At 71.3% G+C, this 25,165-nt stretch carries 16 protein-coding genes; 8 read left to right on the plus strand and 8 right to left on the minus strand.

The annotated features are described in order from the left end of the window. Positions 1-8: 8 nt before the first annotated feature. On the minus strand, positions 9-1,721 hold the full coding sequence (locus G4D86_RS32795) for an NAD(P)/FAD-dependent oxidoreductase (RefSeq protein WP_163998030.1): 1,713 nt from the start codon (positions 1,719-1,721) through the stop codon (positions 9-11). After that, entirely contained in the window at positions 1,718-3,760 is a 2,043-nt protein-coding gene (locus G4D86_RS32800) for an FAD-dependent oxidoreductase (protein ID WP_163998031.1), read from the minus strand. Before G4D86_RS32800 ends, G4D86_RS32795 begins: the two co-directional genes overlap by 4 nt. Before the next feature lie 178 nt (positions 3,761-3,938). Here G4D86_RS32800 and G4D86_RS32805 point away from each other — a divergent pair, with 178 nt between their 5' ends. After that, positions 3,939-9,389, plus strand: a complete 5,451-nt coding sequence (locus tag G4D86_RS32805) for a trifunctional serine/threonine-protein kinase/ATP-binding protein/sensor histidine kinase (protein ID WP_163998032.1) — start codon at positions 3,939-3,941, stop codon at positions 9,387-9,389. Positions 9,390-9,446: 57 nt separating this feature from the next. On the opposite strand, the gene G4D86_RS32810 is transcribed toward G4D86_RS32805, so the two are convergent. From G4D86_RS32810 to G4D86_RS32820, 3 genes are all read right to left on the minus strand, one after another. Continuing rightward, positions 9,447-11,084, minus strand: coding sequence for a sensor histidine kinase (locus tag G4D86_RS32810; protein ID WP_163998033.1), 1,638 nt, complete (start codon positions 11,082-11,084; stop codon positions 9,447-9,449). Between the two features lie 248 nt (positions 11,085-11,332). After that, positions 11,333-12,466, minus strand: coding sequence for a TIGR02266 family protein (locus tag G4D86_RS32815; protein WP_240360596.1), 1,134 nt, complete (start codon positions 12,464-12,466; stop codon positions 11,333-11,335). Between the two features lie 16 nt (positions 12,467-12,482). Further along, positions 12,483-12,857: a response regulator gene (locus G4D86_RS32820; RefSeq protein WP_163998034.1), complete on the minus strand. Its 375-nt coding sequence runs from the start codon at positions 12,855-12,857 to the stop codon at positions 12,483-12,485. Positions 12,858-12,939: 82 nt separating this feature from the next. Here G4D86_RS32820 and G4D86_RS32825 point away from each other — a divergent pair, with 82 nt between their 5' ends. Then, on the plus strand, positions 12,940-14,334 hold the full coding sequence (locus tag G4D86_RS32825) for a M20/M25/M40 family metallo-hydrolase (protein WP_163998035.1): 1,395 nt from the start codon (positions 12,940-12,942) through the stop codon (positions 14,332-14,334). 43 nt (positions 14,335-14,377) lie between these two features. On the opposite strand, the gene G4D86_RS32830 is transcribed toward G4D86_RS32825, so the two are convergent. Further along, positions 14,378-16,276 carry an APC family permease gene (locus G4D86_RS32830; protein ID WP_240360597.1) on the minus strand — a complete coding sequence of 633 codons (1,899 nt, stop codon included), beginning with the start codon at positions 16,274-16,276 and terminating at the stop codon, positions 14,378-14,380. A gap of 194 nt (positions 16,277-16,470) precedes the next feature. On the opposite strand from G4D86_RS32830, the gene G4D86_RS32835 reads away from it, so the two are divergent. Next, positions 16,471-17,280, plus strand: a complete 810-nt coding sequence (locus G4D86_RS32835) for a YhfC family intramembrane metalloprotease (RefSeq protein WP_163998037.1) — start codon at positions 16,471-16,473, stop codon at positions 17,278-17,280. On the opposite strand, the gene pip is transcribed toward G4D86_RS32835, so the two are convergent. Then, entirely contained in the window at positions 17,267-18,235 is a 969-nt protein-coding gene (gene pip / locus G4D86_RS32840; protein ID WP_163998038.1) for a prolyl aminopeptidase, read from the minus strand. The two genes, G4D86_RS32835 and pip, sit on opposite strands and share 14 nt — an antisense overlap. Positions 18,236-18,488: 253 nt before the next feature. On the opposite strand from pip, the gene G4D86_RS32845 reads away from it, so the two are divergent. After that, positions 18,489-18,680 carry a hypothetical protein gene (locus G4D86_RS32845; RefSeq protein WP_163998039.1) on the plus strand — a complete coding sequence of 64 codons (192 nt, stop codon included), beginning with the start codon at positions 18,489-18,491 and terminating at the stop codon, positions 18,678-18,680. 51 nt (positions 18,681-18,731) lie between these two features. On the opposite strand, the gene G4D86_RS32850 is transcribed toward G4D86_RS32845, so the two are convergent. Continuing rightward, positions 18,732-19,946: a small ribosomal subunit Rsm22 family protein gene (locus G4D86_RS32850; protein WP_163998040.1), complete on the minus strand. Its 1,215-nt coding sequence runs from the start codon at positions 19,944-19,946 to the stop codon at positions 18,732-18,734. Positions 19,947-20,069: 123 nt separating this feature from the next. On the opposite strand from G4D86_RS32850, the gene G4D86_RS32855 reads away from it, so the two are divergent. From G4D86_RS32855 to G4D86_RS32870, 4 genes are all read left to right on the plus strand, one after another. After that, positions 20,070-21,098, plus strand: a complete 1,029-nt coding sequence (locus tag G4D86_RS32855; protein ID WP_163998041.1) for an ABC transporter ATP-binding protein — start codon at positions 20,070-20,072, stop codon at positions 21,096-21,098. After that, positions 21,095-21,898, plus strand: a complete 804-nt coding sequence (locus G4D86_RS32860; protein WP_163998042.1) for an ABC transporter permease — start codon at positions 21,095-21,097, stop codon at positions 21,896-21,898. The genes G4D86_RS32855 and G4D86_RS32860 overlap by 4 nt, the downstream gene beginning before the upstream one ends. Before the next feature lie 10 nt (positions 21,899-21,908). Then, entirely contained in the window at positions 21,909-22,712 is an 804-nt protein-coding gene (locus G4D86_RS32865) for an ABC transporter permease (RefSeq protein WP_163998166.1), read from the plus strand. A 328-nt stretch (positions 22,713-23,040) separates the two neighbouring features. Beyond that, entirely contained in the window at positions 23,041-25,065 is a 2,025-nt protein-coding gene (locus tag G4D86_RS32870) for a Kelch repeat-containing protein (RefSeq protein WP_240360598.1), read from the plus strand. Positions 25,066-25,165 lie beyond the last annotated feature (100 nt).

Genomic DNA, 25,165 nt, shown 5'->3' on the forward strand with positions numbered 1-25,165 from the left:
ACGGCACCTCAGCTGGTGAGCGCGTCCTTGACCAGGCGCGCCACCAGCCCCGCCGAGCGCCCCGCCTCGGTGCGCACGTCCCGCGCGAGCATGGCGAACAGCGGCAGCACCCGCCCGCGCAAATCGAAGTTCTTCCGCACCGAGGCCGGCCCACCGAAGTAGCCCCACGCCGCCAGGCGCGCGAGCGGCAGCAGCGTGAAGGTGGTGGGGCACCGGCGCTCCGGGTCGGTGAGCCGCCAGTGCGGCGGACAGAGGCCCGAGTCCTTCAGGAGCGTGAAGATGTTGCGCGCCGCCTCGTCCGCGGTGCGGGTGCCCTCGCGAAACGCGTCCACCTCCGCCGACGCGCTCCGGAACAGCGCCATGAACTCCGGCACGTCGGTGGACTGCGTGCCGCGGTGGGGCGCCTGGTCGAAGCGGTCGAAGTGGGCCGGGTCCCCGTCATTCTCGTACCGGGACAGGATTTCCACGTGCCCCGTCGCGCCGAAGGTGCTGCCCAGCATCCACACCCGGTGCCACGCGTTCCAGAGCGCGAAGTCGCTCATCGCCGTGTACGACGTGGCCACCATCCGGTCATGGTGCAGGAGGCCCTTCTTCATGATGGCCTCCAGCGGGGCGAAGCGCTCCACGCGGTAGTCGCGCTCGCGCACCGCCTGGATGAGCCGCCAGCCGAGCCCGTTGACCGCGGACGCCGTCAGCGACAGCCCGCTGGAGAAGAGCGCGTCCACGAAGCCCAGCGAGTGGGGCATGAGGAAGAAGCGCTCTCCCACCACGCGCTCGGCCGAGTACTGGGCGCGCCCGGTGGCCACCCACTCGCGCGCCGCTCGCGCCCCGCCCAGGTGCGCCTGGACGCTGGGGAACTTCCGGACGAACTTCCAGAACTCGTCCTCCGCGGACACGCCCTCCGGGCGCGGGTAGCGGTCCACGTCCAGGCTCAGCCCCACGCTGCACAGCGGGTTGGTGGAGCTGGAGTGGTTGTCGAACGGAATCACCCAGAACCAGCCGCCGGGGAACAGGTGGTGCAGCGTCCCTTCCGCGAAGGGATAGGCGAGGCCGCGCTCGCGCGCGCTCGGGCCGATGCTGTCGTACGCGGGCACGTTGACCATGTGCGTGAAGAGGGTGCGCGTGCGCGTCTGCAAGGGACACGGCGTCTGCCGAAGCCCGAGCTGCCGGGCGAGCGGCGAGGCATGTCCGGCGGCATCCACCACGAAGTCGGCGAGCAGTTCCTCGCCCCGGTCCAGGGCGAGGCGCACGCCGCCCTCGTCGAACTCGACGGTCTTGATTTCGCGGCCCTGGAACGCGGCGGCGCCGTAGCGCACCGCGACGGCGAGGAGGTACGCGTCCGTGTCCTGGCGGAACAGGTGGACGTCCGGACCGAAGGGGGGCCCCCAGGTGGGGAACTGCGTGCTCTCGGCGGGGCGCTGCGGCTCGCCCTCGCGGTGGTACACGAAGGAGAAGCCCCGCTTGATTCCACACGCGGAGGTGACGTGGCGGCGGATGGCCTGGTGGTTGCGCAGGTGGCTCAACTCCGGGACGTCGTAGCGCCGGGCGAGCACCTCCAGGAGGAACGTGGTCTCCGGCACCGTCGACTCACCGACGGCGAAGCGCGGGTGCGTGCCCTTCTCGACGATGGCCACGCGCACGCCGTGCCGCGCCAGGACCACCGCGAGCAGCGTCCCAGAAATGCCCGACCCGATGATGGCCACATCGAACCGCTTGCTCATGTGTTGCCTCCCGCGCTGGCCCGGACGCCGTCACCCTGACGGGCCGGGAAGTCTGATTCTCCGTCCACTTCAATCGGATGCCCGGACAGCGCGCGCGCTGCCTGCATGCCGGCCATCACGGCCGACTCGATGCATCCCAGATTCAGCCCCGTGCGCACCCAGTCCCCCGCGAGCCACAGGTTGTCGAACCCCGACGCGTCGGCGCGCAGCCGGTGTCGCGCGCTGCCCGGCACGGCGAGCACGTAGCGGTCGCTCGGGTTGACGTTGGCGCGCCAGTACTGGCCGTCGAAGCGCTGCGCTCCCTCGCCCTCGCCGCACAGCAGCGACAGGTCCAGGCCGTGCGGCGCCGCCGCATCCGTGGCGGCGGGCCAGAGGTGGCCGGCGTGACGGGCCAGCCAGTCCAGGCTGTCGCGCTTTGCCTCGGCAGCTGCCCGCTCCGGGTAGCCGTGGTCGTCCTTCGGAGGCGGCGTCTCGTGTCCGGGGAGCGGGCCGCAGAGATAGGCGAGCGAGCGGGGGACGTCACCCGTCCACGCCTCGCGCGGGAGCAGATGCGAGAAGTCGGCCCAGGTGCTGAACGGAAAGGCGTACGCCGTCAGCACGGGCGGTGGGTGCGACCAGCCGAGCCCCTCCAGGCCGGGCCGCAGCCACAGCTGCATGGCTTGCGTCGGCACCGTGCGCACGTGCTCCACCATGCGCCGCCACGTGTCCCGCGCGGAGATGAGCTCGCCGCAGACCTCCGGCAGCACGCTGACGGGCAGGCCCAGCACCACGTCGTCGAAGTGCTCGCCGCGCCGGAGTTGCTCACGCCCCACGTCCTTCCACGGCGTCCACCACGACTCCAGGTCGATGCCGCGCGCCTCCAGCTCCGGGCCCTCGACGAGCTGCTCGTGGAGCGGCTCGGAGGGCCAGCAGGGCAGGCCGTCCACGTCGATGAGGGGCCGGTAGTCGCCGCTGGCCACCGTGGCCTGGTGGGCGATGTCGAGGGTGTCGACGGTGCGCCCGTCCGCCGCCAGGCCGACGTGGTCCACGCGCCGGAAGAACTCGAAGCGCACGCCGCGGCGCCGGAGCACCTCGTAGAGCGGGGCGAAGACCGCCTCGCCCATGCCCGCCTGCATCTTGTAGAAGATGGAGCCGCGGTAGGAGAACAGCATGCGCAGCGTCACCCGCAGCATGGTGCCGGCGCCGAGGCTGGGCCGCGCGGCGTCTCCGCCGTCGTACGCGAAGACGAAGTCGTACAGCGAGCGGATGAGCCCCGAGCGCAGCGTCAGCTCGGACGCGCCGTGGCGCCGCAGCCAGTCGCGGAGGTCATACCCGTCGATGGCGTCGAAACCCTCCGTCACCACCCGGTCGGCAATCATGCCCACCGTCAGCGCATAGACGAGGTCCGTGCCAATCCAGAAGCGGCGCGCCTCGTCGTCCTGCTCGAGCGGCTCGCGCAGGGCCTCGAAGAGGCGGGCCCGGAGCACGCGCAGCGGCTCCAGGAGCGCGTCGCCCGGCGCGGCCATCACCCGGCTGGCGAGGTTGAGCGAGACGACCGCCGCCTCGAGGAGCGCCCCCCGCACGTACCGCTTCAGCGAGGGCGCCTGCTTCATGTGGTACCAGACGCCCAGCACGCGGGGGATGAGCGCCTGCACGTACTCCCAGGGGGACTCCACCTCGAAGCCGTCCCCGGGCAGGCCGGGCCGGGGCTTGAAGGGGCCGGGCCAGTGCCGCCAGCCGCCGCCGACCTCCTCCTCCCAGGCGATGAAGTCGTGCGGCTTGAAGGCGTCGTGCCACGCGGCGAGCGGCTCCGAGGGCGCGCGGCCCAGCTCCGCGTAGCAGCGCCGCATCAGCCGGAAGGCGTTGTCGTAGAAGCCCATCCAGACGTGGAGTCCGTGCTCCTCGATGCGGTGGGCGCGCCGGCGGTTGCACCCGCTCGCTCCCTTTCCCCCCAGGCGGAAGCCTGCCTGGTAGACGGTGACGTCGAAGCGCTCGCGCAGCCCGGGGGTGTCCGTCAGCTCATAGGCCGCCGAGAGCGCGGCGATGCCTCCACCCAGCACGGCCACCTTCCTGCGCTCACCGCCCGGCCGCGTCGATGCCGTCCGAATGGTCCTCGCCTCCCTGGCCACGGTTGCGCGCCCTTCTAGCATGGTGGCGTCCTGCCAGGCCCTTCGAGAATCCAGGGTGTCGTCTAGGATGTGGTCGCCCCGCGTTCGCGCGCCCATGGAGCACGGCCTCATGTTGCTGGAAATTCCGGGATACGAGCTCAGCCAGAAGATTCACGAGAGCCCGCGTTCACTCGTCTACCGAGGCCGCCGCCAGGCCGACGGCGTCGCCGTCATCGTGAAGATGCTCCGCACCGAGCGCCCGGGGCCCGAGGAGGCCGCCCGCTTCAAGCGCGAGTACGAGATTGGCCGGAGCCTGGACCGCGAGAGCGCCGTCACGCCCCAGGCCTTCGAGCGCAGTCCCACGCGGCTGGCCATCGTGATGGAGGACTCGGGCGCCATCGCCCTCAAGAGCTTCCTCGCGCGCACGCGCCTGGAGCTGGAGGAGGTGCTCGTCCTCGCCTCGCGCATCGCGGGCGCGCTGGCCGGCGTCCACCAGCGCAACATCATCCACAAGGACATCAACCCGGCGAACATCGTCATCCACCCCGAGCGCCGGGACGTGAAGCTCATCGACTTCGGCATCGCCGCGGCGCTGTCGCGGGAGACCTCGTCGCTGCGCAACCTCAACGTCCTGGAGGGCACGCTCGGCTATCTCTCCCCGGAGCAGACCGGACGGATGAGCCGCGCCGTGGACTACCGGGCCGACTTCTATTCGCTCGGCGCCACGCTCTACGAATTGCTCGTGGGCGAGCCGCCCTTCGTGGGCAGCGACGCGGTGGAACTGGTGCACGCGCACATCGCCCGCGCGCCCATCCCCCCGCACGTGCGGCGGCCCGAGATTCCTCCCGCCGTCTCGGACATCGTCCTCAAGCTGCTGGCGAAGGACCCGGAGCACCGTTACCAGAGCGGGCACGGGCTCCAGGCGGACCTGGACACCTGCGTGGCGCGCCTGCGCGCCCAGGGCACGGTGCCGTCCTTCGAGCTGGGCACGCAGGACCGCTCGGACAAGTTCCAGATTCCGCAGCGGCTCTACGGGCGCAAGGAGGAGGCCGCCGTCCTGATGTCCACGTTCGAGCGCGTGGCGTCCGGCCGCGCGGAGATGCTGCTCGTCGCGGGCTACTCCGGCGTGGGCAAGAGCGCGCTCGTCCACGAGGTGCACCGGCCCATTGTCGAGAAGCGGGGCTACTTCATCTCCGGCAAGTTCGACCAGCTCCAGCGCGACATCCCGTACCACTCGCTCATCCAGGCCTTCCAGGGGCTCGTGCGTCAGCTCCTGTCCGAGCCGGAGGCGCGGCTCCAGGCGTGGCGCGAGCGGCTGCGCGCGGCGCTCGGGCCCAACGGCAGCGTCATCACCGGCGTCATCCGCGAGGTGGAGCTCATCCTCGGCGAGCAGCCCCCCGCCGAGGAGCTGCCGCCCGCCGAGGCGCAGCACCGCTTCAACTTCGTCTTCCAGAGCTTCGTCCAGGCCTTCGCCGCCGCGGAGCACCCGCTGGTCATCTTCCTGGACGACCTGCAGTGGGCGGACGCGCCCTCGCTCAAGCTGCTGCAGTTGCTGGTCAGCGACGCCGCCGCGCAGCACCTGCTCGTCATCGGCGCCTACCGCGACAACGAGGTGTCCAGCACGCACCCGCTGGTGCTGGCGCTGGAGGCGCTCGACAAGGCGGGGGCGGTGACTCGCACGCTCACCCTCACGCCGCTGCGCCTGGAGCACATCGCCGAGCTGCTGGGAGACACCCTCAAGTGCGGCCCCGAGCGCTCGCTGACGCTGGCGCAGCTCGCGCTGGAGAAGACGGACGGCAACCCCTTCTTCCTCGGGCAGTTCCTGCGCGAGCTGTACGAGGACGGGCTCATCGCGTTCGACGCGGCGTCCCGCACCTGGCGCTGGGACCTGGCGGAGATTCGCAACCGCAGCATCACCGACAACGTGGTGGAGCTGCTCACCGGCCGGATTCGCAAGCTGGGCGTCCTGGGACAGCACGTGCTGCAGCTGGCGGCGTGCATCGGCAGCACCTTCGATTTGCGCACGCTGTGCACCGTGGGCGGGGCGTCGTTCTACGAGACGGCCTCCGGCGTCTGGGAGGCCCTCACGCATGGCCTGCTGGTGCCCGTGGACGAGTCCTACCAGCTCGCGCAGCCGGCGAGCCTGGACGTGGGCGCCACCGAGGTGCCCGACGTGTCGTACCGGTTCCTCCATGACCGCGTGCAGCAGGCGGCGTATTCGCTCATCAGCGAGGACTCGCGCCAGTCGGTCCACCTGGAGGTTGGCCGGCTGCTGCTGAAGGCCACGCCGGAGGACATGCTGGACGAGCGCATCTTCGACCTCGTCCACCAGCTCAACCTGGGCAGCGGACTCATCGTGTCGGTGCCGGAGCGCTACGCGCTGGCCCGCCTCAACCTCCGCGCGGCGCGCAAGGCCAAGGCGTCCACCGCCCACGAGCCGGCGCTGCGACACCTGACGGCGGCGCTGGCCCTGCTGCCGCCCGGAGCGTGGGACGACGAGTACGAGCTGGCCATGGCGCTCCACCTGGAGGCGACCGAGGAGGAGTACCTCAACGGCAACTTCGAGCGCGCGCGAGAGCTGAGCATCCTGTCGCTGGCGCACGCGCGGACGCTGCTGGAGAAGGTGCGCGTCTACGAGAGCCGCGTCCTCTTCCACACCGCGCGCACCGAGTACGAGGACACCATCCGCGTCGCCACGGAGGCCCTGAAGCTGCTGGGCGTGGAGATGCCGCCGCCGGAGGCCGTGGACATGGCGCGCGTGGGCGCGGCCCTGGGGCAGACGGCGGGGCTGATTGGTGGCCGCAGCATCGCCGACCTGGCCAACCTGCCGGAGATGACGGACCCGGAGAAGCTGGCGACGGTGCGGATGCTCGTGCTGCTCGCGGCGCCCACGTACATCGCGAACCCGATGTCGTTCCCCCTCGTGGCCTGCGAGCTCGTCCGGCACTGCCTGCTCTACGGCAACTCGCGCGCGTCGCCGTACGCCTTCGTCATCTACGGCGTCATCCTCGCGGGCGCGGTGGGCGACGCGGCCGCGGGCAATGCCTACGGCGACCTGGCGCTGACGCTGCTCGACAAGCTCAACGCTCGCGAGTTGCGTGCCAAGGTGTACACGCTGCTCGGCCTGTTCGTGCGGCACTGGAAGTTCCCCGCGCGCCAGACGGTGCCGCTGTCGGTGGACGCGGTGCAGGCCGCGCTGGAGAGCGGGGACCACGAATACGTGGGCTACGCGGCGGACAACTTCGCCGCGATGGTCTTCTACGTTGGAGACCCGCTGGACCACGTCCTCGCCGAGCACGCGCGCTACCACGAGCTGCTGACGCGGCTGAAGCACGCGTACCCGGGCAAGCACGTGGCCATCTTCCTGCAGACGGCGCGCTGCCTCGCCGGCCAGGCGCCGGGGCCCCTGCGGATGGTGGGCGCGGAGTTCGACGAGGACACCGACGTGCGCCTCTTCCAGGAGGTGAAGAGCCTCACCCTGCTGGGCGTCTACTACACGTGCAAGACGAACCTCGCGTACGTGTTCGGCGACTACCCGCTGGCCGCGAGCCTGGCGGAGCAGGCGGCGCCGTACATGGGCGCGGTGCTCGGCCAGCTCACCGTCGTCCACCAGGCCCTCTACCAGTCCCTGGCCCTGCTGGCGCTCTACGCGGGCGCGGGCGCGGATGCGCGGCACAAGACGCTGGAGACCGTCGAGCGCCACCTGACGCAGCTCAAGGCCTGGGCCGCCGCGTGCCCGGAGAACTTCGAGAACAAGGTCTGGCTGGTGGAGGCCGAGCGGCACCGGGTGCTGGGCCGGGTGGCCGAGGCGATGGAGGCGTATGACCGCGCCATCGAGCTGTCGGTGCGCAACGCGTACGTCCAGGAGGAGGCGCTCGCGGCCGAGCGCGCCGGGGCGTTCTACCTGGAGCTGGGCCGGACGAAGCTGGCCGCCGTCTACCTGGCGGATGCGCGCTACGCGTACCTGCGCTGGGGCGCGGGCGCGAAGGTGGCGCAGCTGGACGCGCAGCACCCGGGGCTGGCGCCGGCCCGTGCGCCGGCCTCGGAGAGCGGCGGCCTGAGCACGCACATCTCCACCACCGCGAAGACGACGGAGCTGGACCTCACCACCGTCATCAAGGCGGCGCAGGCCATCTCCGGCGAAATCGTGCTCGGGCGCGTCGTCGACAACCTGATGCGCATCGTCATCGAGAACGCGGGGGCGCAGCGGGGCCTGCTCATCGTCGAGCGGGACGGGACGCTCGCCGTGCAGGCCGAGCGGCGGGCTGACAGCGCGGAAGTCCCCACGGGCACCGGGGACGCCGCGGAGTCGTTCCCCGCGTCCGTCGTCCAGTACGTGCAGCGCACGCGCGAGGCCGTCGTCCAGCACGACGCCGCCAGCGAAGGCATGTTCACCGCGGACCCCTACGTGGCCCGAGCGCGGGCGCGCAGCGTGATGTGCCTGCCCCTGGCGAACCAGGGCAAGGTGATGGCGCTGCTGTACCTGGAGAACAACCTGGCGGCGGGGGCCTTCACCAAGGACCGGCTGGAGGTGCTGCGCATCCTGTCCGCGCAGGCGGCCCTGTCCCTCTACAACGCCACGCTCTACGCGGACCTGCAGCAGGCCTCCTCGCGGCTGGAGCACACCAACCAGCAGCTCGAGGAGTACAGCCGCACGCTGGAGCAGAAGGTCGCCGCGCGCACCACGGAGCTGAGCGACAAGAACCAGGAGCTGGGGGACACGCTGACGCGGCTGCGCGACACGCAGCGGCAGCTGGTGGCGCAGGAGAAGCTCGCGTCGCTGGGCGCCCTCACGGCGGGCATTGCCCACGAGATCAAGAACCCGCTCAACTTCGTCAACAACTTCTCCGCGCTGGCCGGGGAGCTGGTGGCGGAGCTGGAAACCGCCATCCAGCCGGACCTGGAGCGGCTGGCCCCGCGCGCGTGGACCACGGCATCGGAGCTGCTCGGGGACCTGCGGAAGAACACGCGCAAGATTCACGAGCACGGCCGGCGCGCGGACGACATCGTGCAGAGCATGCTGCTGCACTCGCGGGTGTCCGGCGGCGCCGTGGGTGAGACGGACCTCAACGCGCTGCTCGCGGAGAGCCTCACGCTGGTCTACCAGGGCATCCGCAGCAAGGACCCGTCCTTCAACATGAGGGTGGATGCGCAGTACGACGCGTCCTTCGGCACCGTCGAGGCAAACGCGCGCCAGCTCAGTCGCGTGTTCATCAACATCATCAACAACGCCTGCTATGCGATGCGCGAGAAGCGCCGCGCGGAGGGGCCGGTGCTGACGGTGCGCACGAGAGACCTCGGTGAGCGCGCGGAGGTGTGCATCCGCGACAACGGGCCGGGGATTCCGGCCTCGGTGCTGCCCAGCATCTTCCAGCCCTTCTTCACCACCAAGCCGCCTGGTGAAGGCACGGGGCTGGGGCTGTCGCTGAGCCGCGAAATCATCGTGGACGGCCACAAGGGCGAGCTGCAGGTGCGCACCGAGGAGGGGCAGTTCACCGAGTTCATCATCACCCTGCCCAAGCGCGGCGCGGGGGAGAGTGCCACCGCTCCCGGGCAGGCCCGGTCGGCGGGGAACACGTAGGTCGCGGTGGTGGCTCGGTGTTCGTGAGGGCCGCGCCGCTCGTGGCCGTGTCGCCGGTCAGGGAATGCTGGCGGAGGTCCTGCTGCCCGGCTCGTCGGGCAGCCACAGCTCGAAGCGGGCGCCGCCGCCGGGCCGGGCCGTGGCGCGCACCGTCCCCCCGTGGGCGAGCACCACGCGCCGGACGATGGCCAGCCCCAGCCCGCGCCCGTTGGCGCGGGTGAGGAAGAAGGGCTCGAAGATGCGGCGCGGGTCCACGTCGGGGATGCCGGGGCCCTCGTCCTCCACCACCAGGCACACGCCGCCGTCCGCGGGCTCCACCGCCATGCGGACGCGGCCGCCGGTGGGGGACGCCTGCACCGCGTTGCGCACCAGGTGCGTCACCGCGAGCTGGAGCAGCATCTCATCGCCTTCGATGGTGGGCGTTTCGGGGGCCTCGTCCACGGTGAAGCGCAGCGTGGGCGCATCCGGCGGACCGTGGAGCTGTCCGAGCGCTCGGCGCACCAGCTCGCCCACCTGGACGGGCCGGGGGCGCGGCTCCAGCGGGCGCACCACGTCGAGCAGGTCCTTGACGATGTCCTCCAGCCGGATGACCTCCTCCTCCAGCATGCCCACCGCGGCCTGTCCGGTGGGGCCCAGGTGGGCCTCGCGCCGCAGCACCGCCACCGCGTTGAGGATGGCGCCCAGCGGGTTGCGCACCTCGTGGGCGACCACGCCCGCGGCCTCGCCCAGCACCGTCAGCCGCTCGCGCGCCACCAGCTCGTCCTGGAGGCGGGACACCTCCTCCAGCCGCACCGCCAGCGTCTGGTGGTGGCGCACGTTCTCCAGCGCGCCGCCCAGCAACTGCGCGAAGAGCTCCAGCGTGCCCGCGCCCGCGGGCGTGAGCGTGGTGCCCTGCACGGAGAGGATGCCGAAGGGCTCATCGTCCACGATGATGGGGGCGTCCAACCCCTGGGCCTCGGGCGGGTAGAGCTTGCGGATGCTCTCCACCACCTCCGGTGGGTGGATGCGGCTCACCGTGGCGAAGATGTCCTGGTGGAAGGCCGCCTTGCGCTGTTGCAGCACCTCGCGGAAGTGCGGCACAGCGGCGGAGGGAATGCGCACGTCGCCAATGGGCATGCCGTAGAGCTTCTCCGCCTCGGCCACGCTGGCGGCCTCCTGGCGCATGGGGCCGTGCCGGAAGATGTCCCCCTCCAGGCGCATGACGGACACGTAGAAGCCCTGGCGGTGCACGGCGTCCACGGCCTTCTCCAGCACCGCCTGCTCGTTGCGGCAGTGCAGCATCTCCGCGGCGGCCGTCGCGAGCGCCCCGGTGAGTCGCCGCACGGAGTCCTCGCCCTCCGCGCCCTGCATCAGCACCAGGGTGTCTTCCGGGACGAGCCCCGGTGCGTGGTGCACACTCAGGGTGCGCTCCTGGCCGTCGGCTCGCCGCACGCGGACCCAGCGGGGCTGCTCCGGACGGGGGCCTCCCCGGGAATACGTCTCGTAGAGGGGCTCCACCCAGCCTCGCTCCTCGGGGACGAAGCGGGCGATGATCTCGGTGACGGGGGTGGCGAGCAGCTCGGCGGCCGGCGCGCCCAACAGGGCCGCCATCGCGGCATTGACGTGCAGCAGGTGCTCGCCGCGGACCACGGCGGCGGCAATGGGGAGCCCTTCGAGCAACCGGTAATCAACAGAGGGGGAGGACACGGCCGTCATCCTGGGGGGCACCCCGGGCCTCCGCAAGCGACTCCCGGCGAGGCTCGCGCGGCTCCGTGCAATGGGTTTCGTCGTACCCCGTAGGAAAGGGGGAGGGGCAACACCGGAGGTACCGACAATGAGCTTCCTGAACCTGATGGGCCGCGATGACCTGGAGTTGAAGGCAGTGATGGCGGTGATGGCCGCCTTCGTGATGACCGGTGCGGTGTTCCTCGGACAGATGCTCTAGCCGAGGCCGACGCCCGGCCTCACTTCTTCACGGGCTTCGCGCGGACGAGGAACTTCTGGATGAACTCCTTCTCCTCCGGGCGCAGGTGGCTGAGCCGCAGGCCGTAGCCACGCGGATTCTTGCCGTCCTCCAGCGAGTTCTCCCAGATGACGGAGCTGCGCAGTGTCATCACTCGCGCCGGGTCATCGAAGCGCAGCGTCAGCTCCACCTGGGTGCCCAGCCGCAGCGGCTTGTCCGTGGCGATGAACAGGCCACCGGACGACAGGTTGATGATGCGGTGGTCGGTGAAGATGCCCGCGTTCTGCATCGACACGCGTACGTCGGCGTGGATGCGGTCGTCGGAGCGCCGCTCCAGACCCACGAACTCGGCGGCGGAATACGCGGGCGCCGCCGTCGCCTTGCGCACGGACGGCGCGGGCGCGGGAGCAGGCGCCTGCGAAGGCAGCGTATGCGTGCGCTGCGCGGGCATGGGTGAAGGCGCCGGATGGGTGCGCATCACCGGCGCGGGAGCGGGCGCGATGGGCGCGCGTGCCGGCATGGGCGCCGCGGACGCCTGCACCACCGGCGGAGGACGGGCCGGCATCACCGGCGCGGCGGGCGCCCTCACCGGAGCCACCGGCGCCACGACGGGCGGCGCGGCGGCGGCGCCATTCAAGTCGAGCCGGGGCGGCGCGGGCCGGGGCTGCTGCACGCCCTGCGTGTAGAGCGCCTCCGCCTCGCGCATGCGCCGCGAGAGGAACTCGAAGATCTCCGCCGACACCTTCTTCAGCTCCGGATGCGTGTCCGGGGCCATGTGGTCCGGAGTGAAGCGCTTGGCCATGCGGAAGTAGGCCAGGCGCAGCTCGTCCAGACTCGAGTGCGGCTTGACGCCGAAGATGTCGTGAGCCGACAGGTTCTGCAGACCGCGCAGCTGCGTGCGCAGCCGCTCCGCCTGCTGCTGCTCCACGGACTGTGTGGGGCTCGCGGTGGCGAACAAGTCGCGCAGCTCGGGCAGCTCCTGGAGGGCCACCCAGGTGTTGCCGTCCCGCGAGGCCCGCACCGCCGCCTTCAACCGCCCGGAGGCGATCAGCTCCCTCAGGGCCTGGAGGGCCAGCGGCCCCAGCACGCGTCCGAGGTTGTCCGCAACCCAGTAACCGACAGCAGGAGACGACACGCAGACACCCCGTGAATCAGTGAGCCAGCGCCTGGCGCACGGCCGAGGCGATTTCCAGCGGGTGGAAGGGCTTGCCCACGAAGCCCACGGCGCCCGCGGCCATTGCCTGCTCCACTACGGGCTCGGCGTCCATGCTGCTGATGACCAGCACGCGTGTTCCCGGCGAGACGCTCTTGATGGCCCCCAGCACTTCCAGGCCGCTCTTCTTCGGCATGAAGAGGTCCAGGAACATCACCGCGGGCTTCTCGCGAGCGGCCACTGCCAGCCCCTCTTCTCCGTCCGCCGCCTCGAGGAGGCGCAGCTCGATGCCTGTCTCGGAGATGACGTCCTTGAGGATGCGGCGCACGAAGCTGTCGTCGTCGACGAGCAGCAGAGTCGGGGTTTCGGCCATGGCGCGGCATGATACGCGGACCTCGGAACATCCGCGCGGGGGACGTGCAGCGCCTGCCTGCCTTTTGGGTTATGGGGGCCGCATGTCCACCGACAAGGCACTCTTCCACTTCGAAGCCCAGAAGCACGCCTACCTCGAGGACCTCAAGGCCCTCGTGCGGATTCCCAGCGTCTCATTTCCTGGCTTCGACGCGGCTGAGGTCCGCCGCGGCGCCGAGGCCACCGCGAAGCTGCTGAGGGACCGTGGGTTTGAAAACGTTCAGCTCCTTGAAATCGAGGGGGCGCATCCGTACGTCTACGGAGAGGTGCTCAAGGCACCGGGCAGGCCCACGCTGCTGCTGTACGCGCACCATGACGTGCAACCGGCGGGAGATGCGGCGGCCTGGAAGAGCCCGCCCTTCGAGCCCGTGGAGCGGGACGGGCGGCTGTATGGGCGTGGCTCGGCGGACGACAAGGCTGGCATCGTCGTGCACACGTCGGCGGTGGATGCATGGCTGAAGGGCGCGGGCCGGCTGCCCCTCAACGTGAAGGTCATCATCGAGGGCGAGGAGGAGATTGGCAGCAACCACCTGTCCGCCTTTCTCCAGAAGCATGCGGCGCTCTTGAAGGCGGACGCCATCGTCCTCACGGACACTTCCAATTTCGACACGGGGCTGCCGTCCATCACCACCGCGCTGCGCGGGCTCGTCACGGTGGACGTGGAGGTGCGGGGGCTGAAGCAGGCGGTGCACTCGGGCATGTGGGGCGGGCCGGTGCCGGACCCCGTCATGGCGCTGTGCCGGATGCTGGCCACGCTGACGAACCCGGACGGCTCCATCGCCATTGAAGGCATCCGCGAGAAGGTGCGGCCGCTGACGGACGCGGAGCGTGCGAGCATCCACTCGCTGCCGGGGAACGAGGCGTACTTCCGCGAGCAGGTGGGTCTGTTGCCGGGTGTGCAGGTGCTGGGCGGCGGGCAGCACCCGTTCGAGATGAACTGGCGGCAGCCGAGCATCGCCATCAACGCCATCCAGGCCAGCAGCCGCAGGGACGCGCGCAACATCATCTGCGACTCGGCCTGGGCGCGCGTGGGCATCCGCATCGTTCCGGACCTGGAGCCGCGCGACGTGGAGCAGCGGCTGAAGGACCACCTGCGCAAGGCGTGCCCGTGGGGGCTGGAGGTGGACTTCCACACGGAGGGCGCGTCCGGCTGGTGGTACACGGACCCGTCGCACCCCGCGTTCCAGGCGGCCTTCCGCGCGCTGGAGAAGGGCTACGGCGGCAAGGCGGTGGCCATCGGCTGCGGCGCGTCCATTCCCTTCGTGGAGCCCTTCGCGCGCGAGCTGGGTGGCGTGCCCGCGCTGCTCATCGGCGTGGAGGACCCGTACACGTACGCCCACTCGGAGAACGAGAGCCTGCACCTGGGCGACTGGGAGAAGTCCATCCGCAGCGCCATCCACATCTACGAGGAACTGGCCACGGCACTGGGCGGCCGCTGAGGTGCTGCCCCGGAGGGCGGGGCGGGTGTCCGCTTCCGCGCCCTCACGGGGAAGCCTGGCCGTCCCGGGCCGGCGGCCGGGGGCCGAAGAAGAGCGGGACGCTCACCACCACCAGCCGGGGCTCGCCGGACAGGATGAGCCCGGTGCGCAGCAGCTCCGGACGGTGGCCCTGCGAGAGGCGTGGCAGCCACCGCCACTCGAGCGGCTCGGGGAGCACGACGGCCACCACGCTTCCGGGCGCCTCGTGTACCCGCTGGAGGCAGTACTCGCGCAGGGGGCGGACGAGCTCGCGGTACGGAGAGGCGACGAGCTCCAGGTGGGGCGCCGGGTGCCCGCGCGCGGCGAGCGGCCCTTCCACGAAGCGCGCCCAGTCCGCCGCGAGCTCCGCGCCGCCGTCCTCGCCCGTCACCACGTGCACCGCGTGCACCTCTCGCGACAGCTGGAAGGCGAAGACGAGCGCGCGCTCCGCGGCGCGAGACCAGCGACCCACCGGCACCACCACGACGAGCGGAGCCTCGGAGGACAGGTCGATGGGACGCGCGAGCGCCGTCTCCCGGCGCGCGCGCCGTGCCGCCGCCCGGAGCGTCGTGAAGAGCGCCATGGCCAGGGGGATGAGGAGGACGGAAATCCAGGCGCCGTACGCGAACTTGGACACGAGCAGCACGACGAGCGTGAGGCCCGTTCCCAGCGCGCCCGCCGCGTTGAGCAGGCGCGCGCGGCGGGCGCCGTCCGGACGGACGCGGCGCCAGTGGCGCACCATGCCCGCCTGCGAGAGCGTGAAGGCCAGGAACGCGCCGATGGCGAAGAGCGGGATGAGCCGGTCCGTGACGCCCCGGAAGGCCACCAGCAGCGCCCCCGCCAGCAGGGCGAGCACGATGATGCCGCGCGAGTAGCCGAGGCGGCGTCCCCGGTGCGCGAAGCCCACGGGGAGGTAGCCGTCGTGCGCGAGCAGGTGGCAGACGCGGGGGAAGTCCGTGAAGCTCGTGTTGGCCGACAGTGAGAGCACCGCGAGGACAGCCGCGCTGGCCACCGCGTAGAAGACGCCGCGTCCCATCACCGCGCCGATGAGCTGCGAGAGCACGCTCTGGTAGCTCGGAGCTCCGGGGACGGTGGCCGTCACGCCGTAGGCCCGGGCGAGCAGGGTGACTCCGAGCAGCAGCGCGACGAGCAGTCCCACCACCAGGCCGAGCGTGGCGCGCGCCCGGCGCACCGAGGGCGCGCGAAAGACGGGCACCGCGTTGCTGATGGCCTCCACGCCCGTCAGTGCCGTGCAGCCGCTGGCGAACGCGCGCAGCACCAGCCAGACGCCCACGGCCTGGGTCGCGGCCGGGGCCGCGGGAGGGGTCACCACGGCGACGGGCGCCCCTCCTGAAGCCAGCGCGCGGACCGCTCCGACAGCCATCACCACTGCGAGGGTGAGGATGAACAGCCAGGTCGGCGCGAGGAAGGCGGCGCCCGCCTCGCGCACGCCGCGCAGGTTGACCAGCGTGAGCAGTCCCAGCAGGCCCAGGCACAGCTCCAGCGTGTACGGGTGGAGCGCGGGCACGGCGGAGACCAGCATCCCCACGCCCGCGGAGATGCCGACCGCCACGTTGAGCGTGTAGTCGAGCAGCAGGGCGGACGCGGCGAGCAGGCCCGTCCGGGGCCCGAGGTTCTCCCGGGCCACCGTGTAGGAGCCTCCGCCGTTGGGATACGCCCCCAGCGTCTGGCGGTACGACGCGGCCACGAGGACCAGCAGCAGCACGATTGCAAGGGTAATGGGGGCGAGCAGCCAGGGCCCCGCCGGGCCCAGCGGCCGCAGCATGGTGAGCGCCGCCTCGGGGCCGTAGGCCGCGGAGGAGAGGGCGTCCAGCCCGAGCACGGCCAGCCCCGCGCCCACGCCGATGCGCTCGTGTCCCTCCTGCCCCGCCGCCAGGGGCGGGCCGAGCAGGATGTCGGCCACGCGCCGTCCGCCTGGATTCCCCACGCTGGCCGGCCGAGTTCCCATTCCTGCTGGGAATGTGCACCGCCCAACGTGGCGGGAAGGTCCAGGCGCTCCAGGCGGCCGCCCCCACCACTGCTTCGAGGCGGACATGCCTGTCGTGTTGACGCGCCGTCGGGTGGGGTAGACCCTTCCTCCGAGGGAGGGGTGCTCACATGGCTTCAGGCGTGGACACCGGCGTCGTCGCCAGCTTCGTGGCGGCCATCGCCTTCGACGTGCTGATGCCGGTGGCGGTGGTGCTGTGGGCCCGCCGCCGGCTGGGCGTGGCGTGGAAGGTGGTGGGCTGGGGCGCGGTGACCTTCGCGCTGTCCCAGCTCCTCACCCGGGTGCCGCTGGTGCAGTTCTTCCAGTACCTGCTGCGCGATGAGCTGAAGGCCTCCCCGGTGTTCATGGGCGTGTGGATTGCCCTTCTGTGCATCACCGCGGGCCTGTTCGAGGAGACGGCGCGCCTGTGGGTGTTTCGCGGGCCACTGAAGGACTTCCGTCGCTGGCGGGACGCGGTGGGCTTCGGCGTGGGGCACGGCGGGCTGGAGTCGGCGGTGCTGATTGCCGGCATGGCCGTGCTGGGGCTCATCAACCTGGTGGCGCTGTCGCAGCTGGACCCGTCCACGCTGAAGGTTCCGCCCGACGTGGTGGAGCAGGTGCGGCAGACGAAGGCGACGTTCGCGGCGCTGCGCTGGTGGGAGCCGCTGCTGGGCGCGTACGAGCGCGCCCCGGCCATGGTGTTCCACGTCGCGATGTCCGTGCTCGTGCTCCAGCGCTTCGTCCGCGGCGGGGTGGGGTGGTACTGGCTCGCGGTGGCCTGTCACGCGCTCTTCAACGGGGTGGCCGTGGTGGCAGGCAAGCTCGCGGGCGCGGTGGCGGCGGAGGGCGCGGTGACGGTGGGCGCGCTCGTGTTCCTGTGGGTCATCCTCCGCCTGCGTCCCAAAGAGCCGGAGCCCGGGCCGTTGGCTACCGCGCCTTGAAGCGGTCCGTGGCCTCGACCAGCGCGGACGTGTTGCCGGGCTCGTTCGCGGAGTGGCCCGCGTCCGGGACGATGATGAGCTCCGCCTCCGGCCAGGCCTTGTGCAGCGCCCAGGCGCTCTCCGGCGGGCACACCACGTCGTAGCGTCCCTGGATGATGACGGCCGGGATGTGGCGGATGCGGTGCACGTCGTCGAGCAACTGCGTGTCACTGTGCAAAAAGCCCTTGTTGACGAAGTAGTGGCACTCGATGCGCGCGAAGGCGAGGGCGAAGGTGTCCTGGGCGTTGCGCGCCACCAGCTCCGCGTTGGGGTACAGGCAGCTGGTGCGGCCTTCCCACACGCTCCACGCGCGCGCCGCCTCCTGCTGCACCTTCGCGTCGTTGCCCATCAGCCGGCGCGCGTAGGCGGACAGCAAATCGCCACGCTCCTCGGGGGGAATGGGCGCGAGGTAGTGCTCCCACGCATCCGGGAAGAGGGCATCCGCGCCGCGCTGGTAGAACCAATCAATCTCGCGCTTGCGCAGCAGGAAGATGCCGCGCAGCACCAGCTCCGTGACGCGCTCGGGGTGCGCCTCCGCGTAGGCCAGCGCCAGCGTGCTGCCCCACGAGCCGCCGAAGAGCTGCCACCGGTGGATGCCGAGGTGCTCGCGCAGCCGCTCCATGTCGGCGACGAGGTCCCAGGTGGTGTTCTCCTCCAGGCTCGCGTGCGGGCTGCTCTTGCCGCAGCCGCGCTGGTCGAAGAGGACGATGCGGTACGCGTCCGGGTCGAAGAAGCGCCGCTGCCTCGGGTCCGTCCCGCCGCCCGGGCCGCCGTGGACGAAGACCACCGGCTTGCCGTTCGGGTTGCCGCACTCCTCGAAGTACACCTCGTGGAGCGATGACACGCGCAGTCGCCCGGTGCGGTAGGGCTCCAGCGGCGGGTACAGCGTACGCAGCGGCTTGGGGGAGGCGGACACGGGACTCACTTCTCACGGGTGGGAAGAGTGCCGTCACCGTACCAGAGCGCCTCCGTCCGCCAGACACCCCTTCACCTCCGCGCGGGCTCCGCCTTCGGGGCAGGGAGACGTCCGTCAGTGGACGCTGGCCCGCCTGCCCTCCGGCCCCGCGGGCGCCACCCGTTGCGATGTGACGGCGAAGTTGCCCGGCCGCAACGCTGACTTTGCGGGCGACGTGGACACTTCCGTGGACTCCCAACCCCCGGAGCGTCCCGTGAACATCGCCTCCCTGATGACCCCCCCGAAGGCGCGCGTCACCCCGGCTCGCGAGCCCCGGCTGCGGCTCGTGCGCGTGCAGGCCACCGTCCTCGCCCAGGGCGCGTGGAGCGCGATGAAGGACAGCGTGCGGGCGTTCCGCCACATGCGGGACGTCCTCACCGGCGGCTACGCCGACGTCCGGTCGTAGCGTCCGGAAGCGCAGGGCCCGACCCCGTGGAGCCAGGGGGCCGGGACAATCTCAGGAGGGCGCGCCCGGGCTCGGGCTGGTTCCCGGGCTCTTCGGCGCGTCCTCCTTCGGCGGCGGAGGCGGCACGCCCTTGCCCGCGGGCGCCACCATCCGCACCTCGGTCCGGTCATCCAGCGCGAGCCCGTCGCCCTTCGGCTCCGTCTCCGTCACCGCGATGACGTCCCCGCGGTTGAGCTGCATGAAGCGCTCGTTGCGCTCGTTGCGGTGCCGCTCCTGCATCGCCAGGCCCACGCGCCCTTCCGGGCCGCAGCCGATGTAGCGCTTGCGCCCCTTGCCCTCCAGCGGCTCGGAGACGATGCGGAACAGCCGTCCCGGCGGAAGCTCCGGCCAGGCTTCTCCCTTCGGCGCCAGCACGAGGTAGCTCATCTTGAGCGACTCCTTGTGCAGGCTCGCCGCGCGCGCAATCTCCTCCACCACCTTGGGCATGGGCCAGGGCCGCTCCGCGTGGCACCAGTCCGTCTCCTTCACCAGCGCCGGGCACGCGCCCCGGTACATGCACGGCGCGCGCACCGCGTAGCCGCGCTCCACCATGGCGTCGCGCACCTGGAGCAGGCCGCGGCTCGTCTCGCGCAGCGCGGGCTCCATGACGAGCAGGCTGCCGCCGCGCTTCACCTTCGCCAGCGCCGCCTCCAGCAGTGCCGCGCGCGGGGCCGTGGCGGACTCGCCCGTGCCGTACAGTTCGTTGATGACGTGGCCCATCGTAATCAGGTCGAAGTTGCCCTCCGGCAGCGCCGCGCCCTTCTTCGTCGGGTCCCAGTCGCGCGTGGCCAGCGCCTCGCCGGCCTCGGTGGCCAGGCTGCGTGCGAGGTTGAGCGCGGCCTTGCTGCGGTCCGCGGCCGTCACCTCGCCCGCGCCCGCGTCCATGGCCGCGAAGGCCACCGGGCCCGGACCGCTGCCCAGATCGAGCACCTGCCGGGGGCGGCTCGGCAGCTCGCCCAGCACCTGCCGCGCCTGCGCGTAGGACACCGGCCAGTAGAAGAGCAGGTAGGCGCCGAGCAGGCGCGGGTCGTCCATGTACCGGGCACCGGCGAGCTGCCGCTCCCGCGTCAGGCCGAGGGAGAGCTGGCGGACGCCCGCGCCCACCTCCTTCACCTCCTGTGGCGTGAGGCGCGTCTCCGGCCCGTCGCCCCTGCCGCGCGAGGCGCGCCACACGGCGATGAGCCTCGGCATCCACCGCTCCAGGTCCTTGCTGTACGCGTTGCTCATCCCGCCCAACCTTCACGCGTGGCGCACCACCCGGGGGCGGCCACGTCAATCCGTTGTCATCCCGCCAAGGCTTCAACTGGGAGGTCGCCACCCGGGGGCGACCGCGTTAAACCCTGGTTCCACATGATTTCCGTCCGCGGCCTGCGCAAGCACTACAAAGTCCACAAGCGCCCGCCGGGCCTGAAAGCGGCCCTTCGCTCGCTCGTCCACCGCAGCTACACCACGGTGAAGGCCGTGGACGGTATCTCCTTCGACATCCGTCCGGGGGAGCGCGTGGGCTTCCTGGGCCCCAACGGCGCCGGAAAGACGACGACGCTCAAGGTGCTGTCCGGGCTGCTCCACCCCTCCGAGGGTGAGGTGACGGTGGACGGCCACGTGCCGCGCCTCCGGGAGGAGGCCTTCCTCAAGAAAATCATGCTCGTCATGGGGCAGAAGCAGCAGCTCCTCTGGGACCTTCCTCCCGCGGAGACCTTCGAGCTCAACCGCGCCATCTACGACGTGCCGGCCGCCCAGTACAAGCAGACGATGGACGAGCTGATCTCCCTGCTCGACATCGGCGACCTCATCGGCAAGCCCACCCGGCAGCTCTCCCTGGGTGAGCGGATGAAGTGCGAATTGGCCGCGGCGCTCATCCACCGCCCCCGCGTGCTGTTCCTCGACGAGCCCACCATCGGCCTGGACGTGTCCATGCAGGCCACCATGCGGACGTTCATCAAGGACTACAACGAGAAGTACGGCGCCACGCTCATCCTCACCAGCCACTACATGGACGACGTGGCGGCGCTGTGCCCCCGGGTCATCGTCATCGACAAGGGCCTGTTGTCCTACGACGGCAGCCTGGACGCGCTGGTGCAGCGCATCCGCCCGGAGAAGCGCGTGGTGCTGCGGCTGTCCGAGCAGGTGGACGCCGCGCGCCTGGCCCCGCTGGGCGGCAAGGTGGTGACGCACGAGGCCGGCACCGCCGTACTCCAGGTGCGCCAGGAGGCCGTCAACGCCACCATCAGCCGCGCGCTGGCGGGGCTGCCGGTGACGGACCTCACGGTGGAGAACGCGCCGCTGGAAGAGGTGATGAGCGAGCTGTTCGCGGAGAACAAGGCCCGCCGTGAGGCGGCCGCCCACGAGGCCCCCGCGAGCGAGTCGGTGCCGGCATGAGCTTTCGCAACACGATGCGCGCCATGCCCACGCTCTTGAAGGTGGGCTTCGCCGAGGCGGTGGCCTACCGCGCGGAGATGCTCATCTGGGTGCTGTCCACCACCATGCCGCTGGTCAACATGGTGCTGTGGATGGCGGTGGCCCGGAACGCGCCGGTGGGCCGCTTCGGGCAGGCGGACTTCGTGGGCTACTTCCTCGCCACCTTCGCGGTGCGCCAGCTCACCAGCTCCTGGGCCGCGTGGCTCATCAACTGGGAGGTGCGGCAGGGGACGCTGTCCATGCGCCTGTTGCGCCCCATCTCTCCGCTGTGGGCCTATGCGGCGGAGAACATCGCCGGCTTCCCCATGCGCCTGATCGTGGCCATCCCGGTGACGGTGCTCGCCGTGGTGCTGGTGGGCAGCAAGGCGGTGCCCCAGCACGCGTGGCAGTGGGCCTTCTTCGTGCTGGCGGTGCTGGGCGGGTGGGCCATCTCCTTCCTGGCCAACGTCACCATCGGCGCGCTGAGCTTCTTTCTGGGCAGCAGCCAGAAGGTGATGGAGGTGTGGCTCGTCCTGTACTTCGTCTGCTCCGGGTACATGTACCCGGTGGAGCTCTTGCCCGCGGGGCTGCGCACGCTCATCAACTGGCTGCCCTTCCGCTACCAGATTGGCCTGCCGGTGGAGCTGATGACGGGCGCGCACGGCTGGCGCGAGGCGCTGGTGCTGTTGGGCGCGCAGTGGGCCTGGGTGGCGGTGCTGGGCGCGCTCACCGTGGCCGTGTGGAAGCAGGGCGTGCGGCGCTTCGCGGCGTTCGGAGGGTAGGGGCATGGGCATGGTGCGGCGCTATTGGCGGCTGCTGGGCATCCAGCTCAAGGCGTCCGGCCTGCTGGCGCTCCAGTACCGCGCGGACTTCTTCACGGAAGGGATTACCTCTCTCTTCTGGACCTTCACCGCGCTGGCGCCGCTGTTCGTCGTCTACGGCGAGCGGTCCGTGGTGGAGGGCTGGGGCTTCGCCGAGGCGCTGCTGGTGGTGGGCTGGTTCACGCTGCTGCAGGGCATCCTCGAGGGCGCCATCAACCCCAGCCTCACCGGCGTGGTGGACCACATCCGCAAGGGCACGCTGGACTTCGTGCTGCTCAAGCCCGCGGACGCGCAGTTCCTCGTGTCCACCCAGCGCTTTTTGCCCTGGCGCGCCTTCAACGTGCTCACCGGGCTGGGGCTGTTCGTCTACGCCTTCGCGAAGCTGGGGCACGGGCCGTCGGTGACGGGCGTGCTGGCGTCGGTGCTGCTGCTGGGCACCAGCACGCTGCTGCTCTACTCGCTGTGGATTCTGACGGTGAGCGCGGCCTTCTTCGTCGTGCGCGTGGACAACCTCACGTACCTCTTCACGTCCATCTTCGACTTCGCGCGCTGGCCGTCCTCCGTCTTCCAGGGCGTGGCCCGGGGCGCGCTGACGATTTTCTTCACGTACGTCATCCCGCTGGCGCTGATGACCACCTTCCCCGCCCAGGCCATGCTGGGGCGCCTGCCGCTGCCTGCGCTCGCCGGCGCCGTGGTGGGCTCGGCCGCCTTTGCCTGGGTGGCCCGCAGGGTGTGGCTGCGCTCCATCGGCCACTACACGTCCGCCAGCAGCTAGCGCGCGCAGCCCGCCTGCCTGCCCCATGGGGCTGGGTGTCTACGACCCCACCCCGTGGATTGTTCAGTTCTGACCGGTGCAATGGCCTCGCGAGCACGGGGTGGAGTAAACGCGGCAGAACGTGGGCCCCCGCCCACCTTCCCCCCCAAGTCGGAAAAAGGACCTCCTCCTTATGAATTGCCCTGCTGGGTTCGGCCGTATGGCCGCGCTCGTGTTGACGCTCGCCATGGCGGGCTGTTCACACGAGGATTTTGCAGAGCCGCTGAATAATCCGGAAGTCATGACTGCGGGACTGGGCGAAGGCACGACCTGGTCGACCGTGGCAAGCATGTCCTCGCAGCGCGTGGACCACACCGCGACGCTGCTGCGCTCCGGCGCGGTGCTGGTGGCCGGTGGCCAGACAGCGAGCGCGGAATTGTACGACGCGAAGCTCGCACGCTGGTCCAACGTGGGCTCGCTGGTGGCCGTGCGGCGCCGCCACACCGCGACGCTGCTGCCGTCCGGAAAGGTGCTCGTCGTGGGCGGCGACTCCAGCGCGTCCTCCACCGGCACCGCCGAGTTGTATGACCCGGCCACGGGCCTGTGGACGGCCACGGGCAGCCTGGACTCGCTGCGCTCCGGCCACACCGCGACGCTGCTGTCCAACGGCAAGGTGCTGGTGGTGGGCGGCGAGGATGGCGCGAGCGGCGGGCTGGAGACCGCGCGGCTCTACGACGTGACGACGGGCACGTGGGCGGCGACGGGCAGCCTCTCCACGAAGCGCGTGGGCCACACCGCGACGCTGCTGGTGTCCGGCAAGGTGCTGGTGACGGGCGGGCGCAATCGCCCCAGCGGCACCTTCCTGCGGACCGCGGAGGTGTATGACCCGGCCACCGGCACGTGGACGTCGGTGGCGCCCATGAGCACCGTGCGCTCCGGCCACTCCGCCACGCTGCTGTTGTCCGGCAAGGTGCTGGTGGCGGGCGGCCTGGTGGACGACTTCACCGCCTCGCGCACCTCCGAGCTCTATGACCCTGCCACCGGCGCGTGGACGCCCACCGTCAGCTTCCTGCCCATGGAGCGGGCGACGCACACCGCCACGTTGCTGCACTCGGGCGAGGTGCTCGTCACCGGCGGCACCGACGGCGGCGAGCCGTACCTCCAGACGGTGGCGCTGTATGAGCCGACCAGCAGCCGGTGGTTCACCACGTACTCCATGGGGACGAGCCGGCTCGGCCACACGGCCACGCTGCTGAACACCGGCGACCTGCTCGTCGCCGGAGGCCGTCCGGATGGCGGGCCGGGCACCGCGAGCGCCGAGCGCTACACGCCGCCGTCGCCGCCCTGGCGGCTGACGGGCGCCATGGCCGCGGCGCGCTACTACCACTCCACCACCACGCTGGACTCCGGCACGGTGCTGGTGGCGGGCGGCACGGCCACCGGCAACAGCGCGCTCATGGGCGCCGAGCTCTACGACGAGCACGCGGGGACGTGGGTGGCGGCGGGCACGCTCACCACGTCGCGCTTCCTGCACAGCGGCACGAAGCTGCCCTCCGGCAAGGTGCTGGTGGCGGGAGGGCAGGGCAGCTCGTCCGTCTACCTCTCCTCCGCGGAGCTGTATGACCCGGCGACGCACGTCTGGGCGCCCACCGGCGCGCTGGCCACTACGCGCTCGCGCCACACGGCGACGCTGCTGGACTCGGGGCAGGTGCTGGTGGCGGGTGGCCGCATGGGCTCCAGCTTCAGCAGCATCCTCAGCACCGCCGAGCTGTATGACCCGACGGTGGGCACGTGGCGCGCCGCCCCGAGCATGAGCCGCAAGCGGCTCAACCACACCGCCACGCTGCTGCAGTCCGGCCGCGTGCTGGTGGTGGGCGGCACCACGCCGGACGGGGACACGGCCACGGCGGAGCTGTACGACCCGGCCACCGACACGTGGACCTCCACGGGCTCCATGGCGGCCACGCGGTACGGGCACGCGGCGGTGCCGCTGCGCGACGGCAAGGTGCTGGTGGTGGGCGGCTGGAGCGGGCGCGCCGTGGCCACCGCCGAGCTGTATGACCCGAGCACCGGCCTGTGGACCACCGTGGCGCCCATGTCCGCCGCGCGCTACGGGCCCATGGCCACGCTGCTGGAGCCCTCCGGCCGCGTGCTGGTGCTGGGCGGCGACGGCGGCACGGGCGTGGGTCTCCTGGACTCCTCGGAGGTGTATGACCCGGGCACCGGCCTGTGGACCTCCGCGGGCTCGATGTCCGCGCCGCTGACCAGCGCGGGCGTGGCGAAGCTGACGAGCCTCGGCCGCGTGCTCGTCTGCGGCGGCCTGGGCACCAGCGGCTCCCTCGCCTCCACCGAGCTGTACACGCCCGCGCTCTGAGCGCGCCCTCCGCGCACCGTCCGCCCCTTTTTGTACGGGGGCGGACGGACCCGACTGGGGGTGAGATTCGACCCGTTGACTCAAATGTCAACCGGCCTAG

It is taken from the genome of Pyxidicoccus caerfyrddinensis (assembly GCF_010894405.1).
Classification (GTDB): Bacteria; Myxococcota; Myxococcia; order Myxococcales; family Myxococcaceae; genus Myxococcus; species Myxococcus caerfyrddinensis.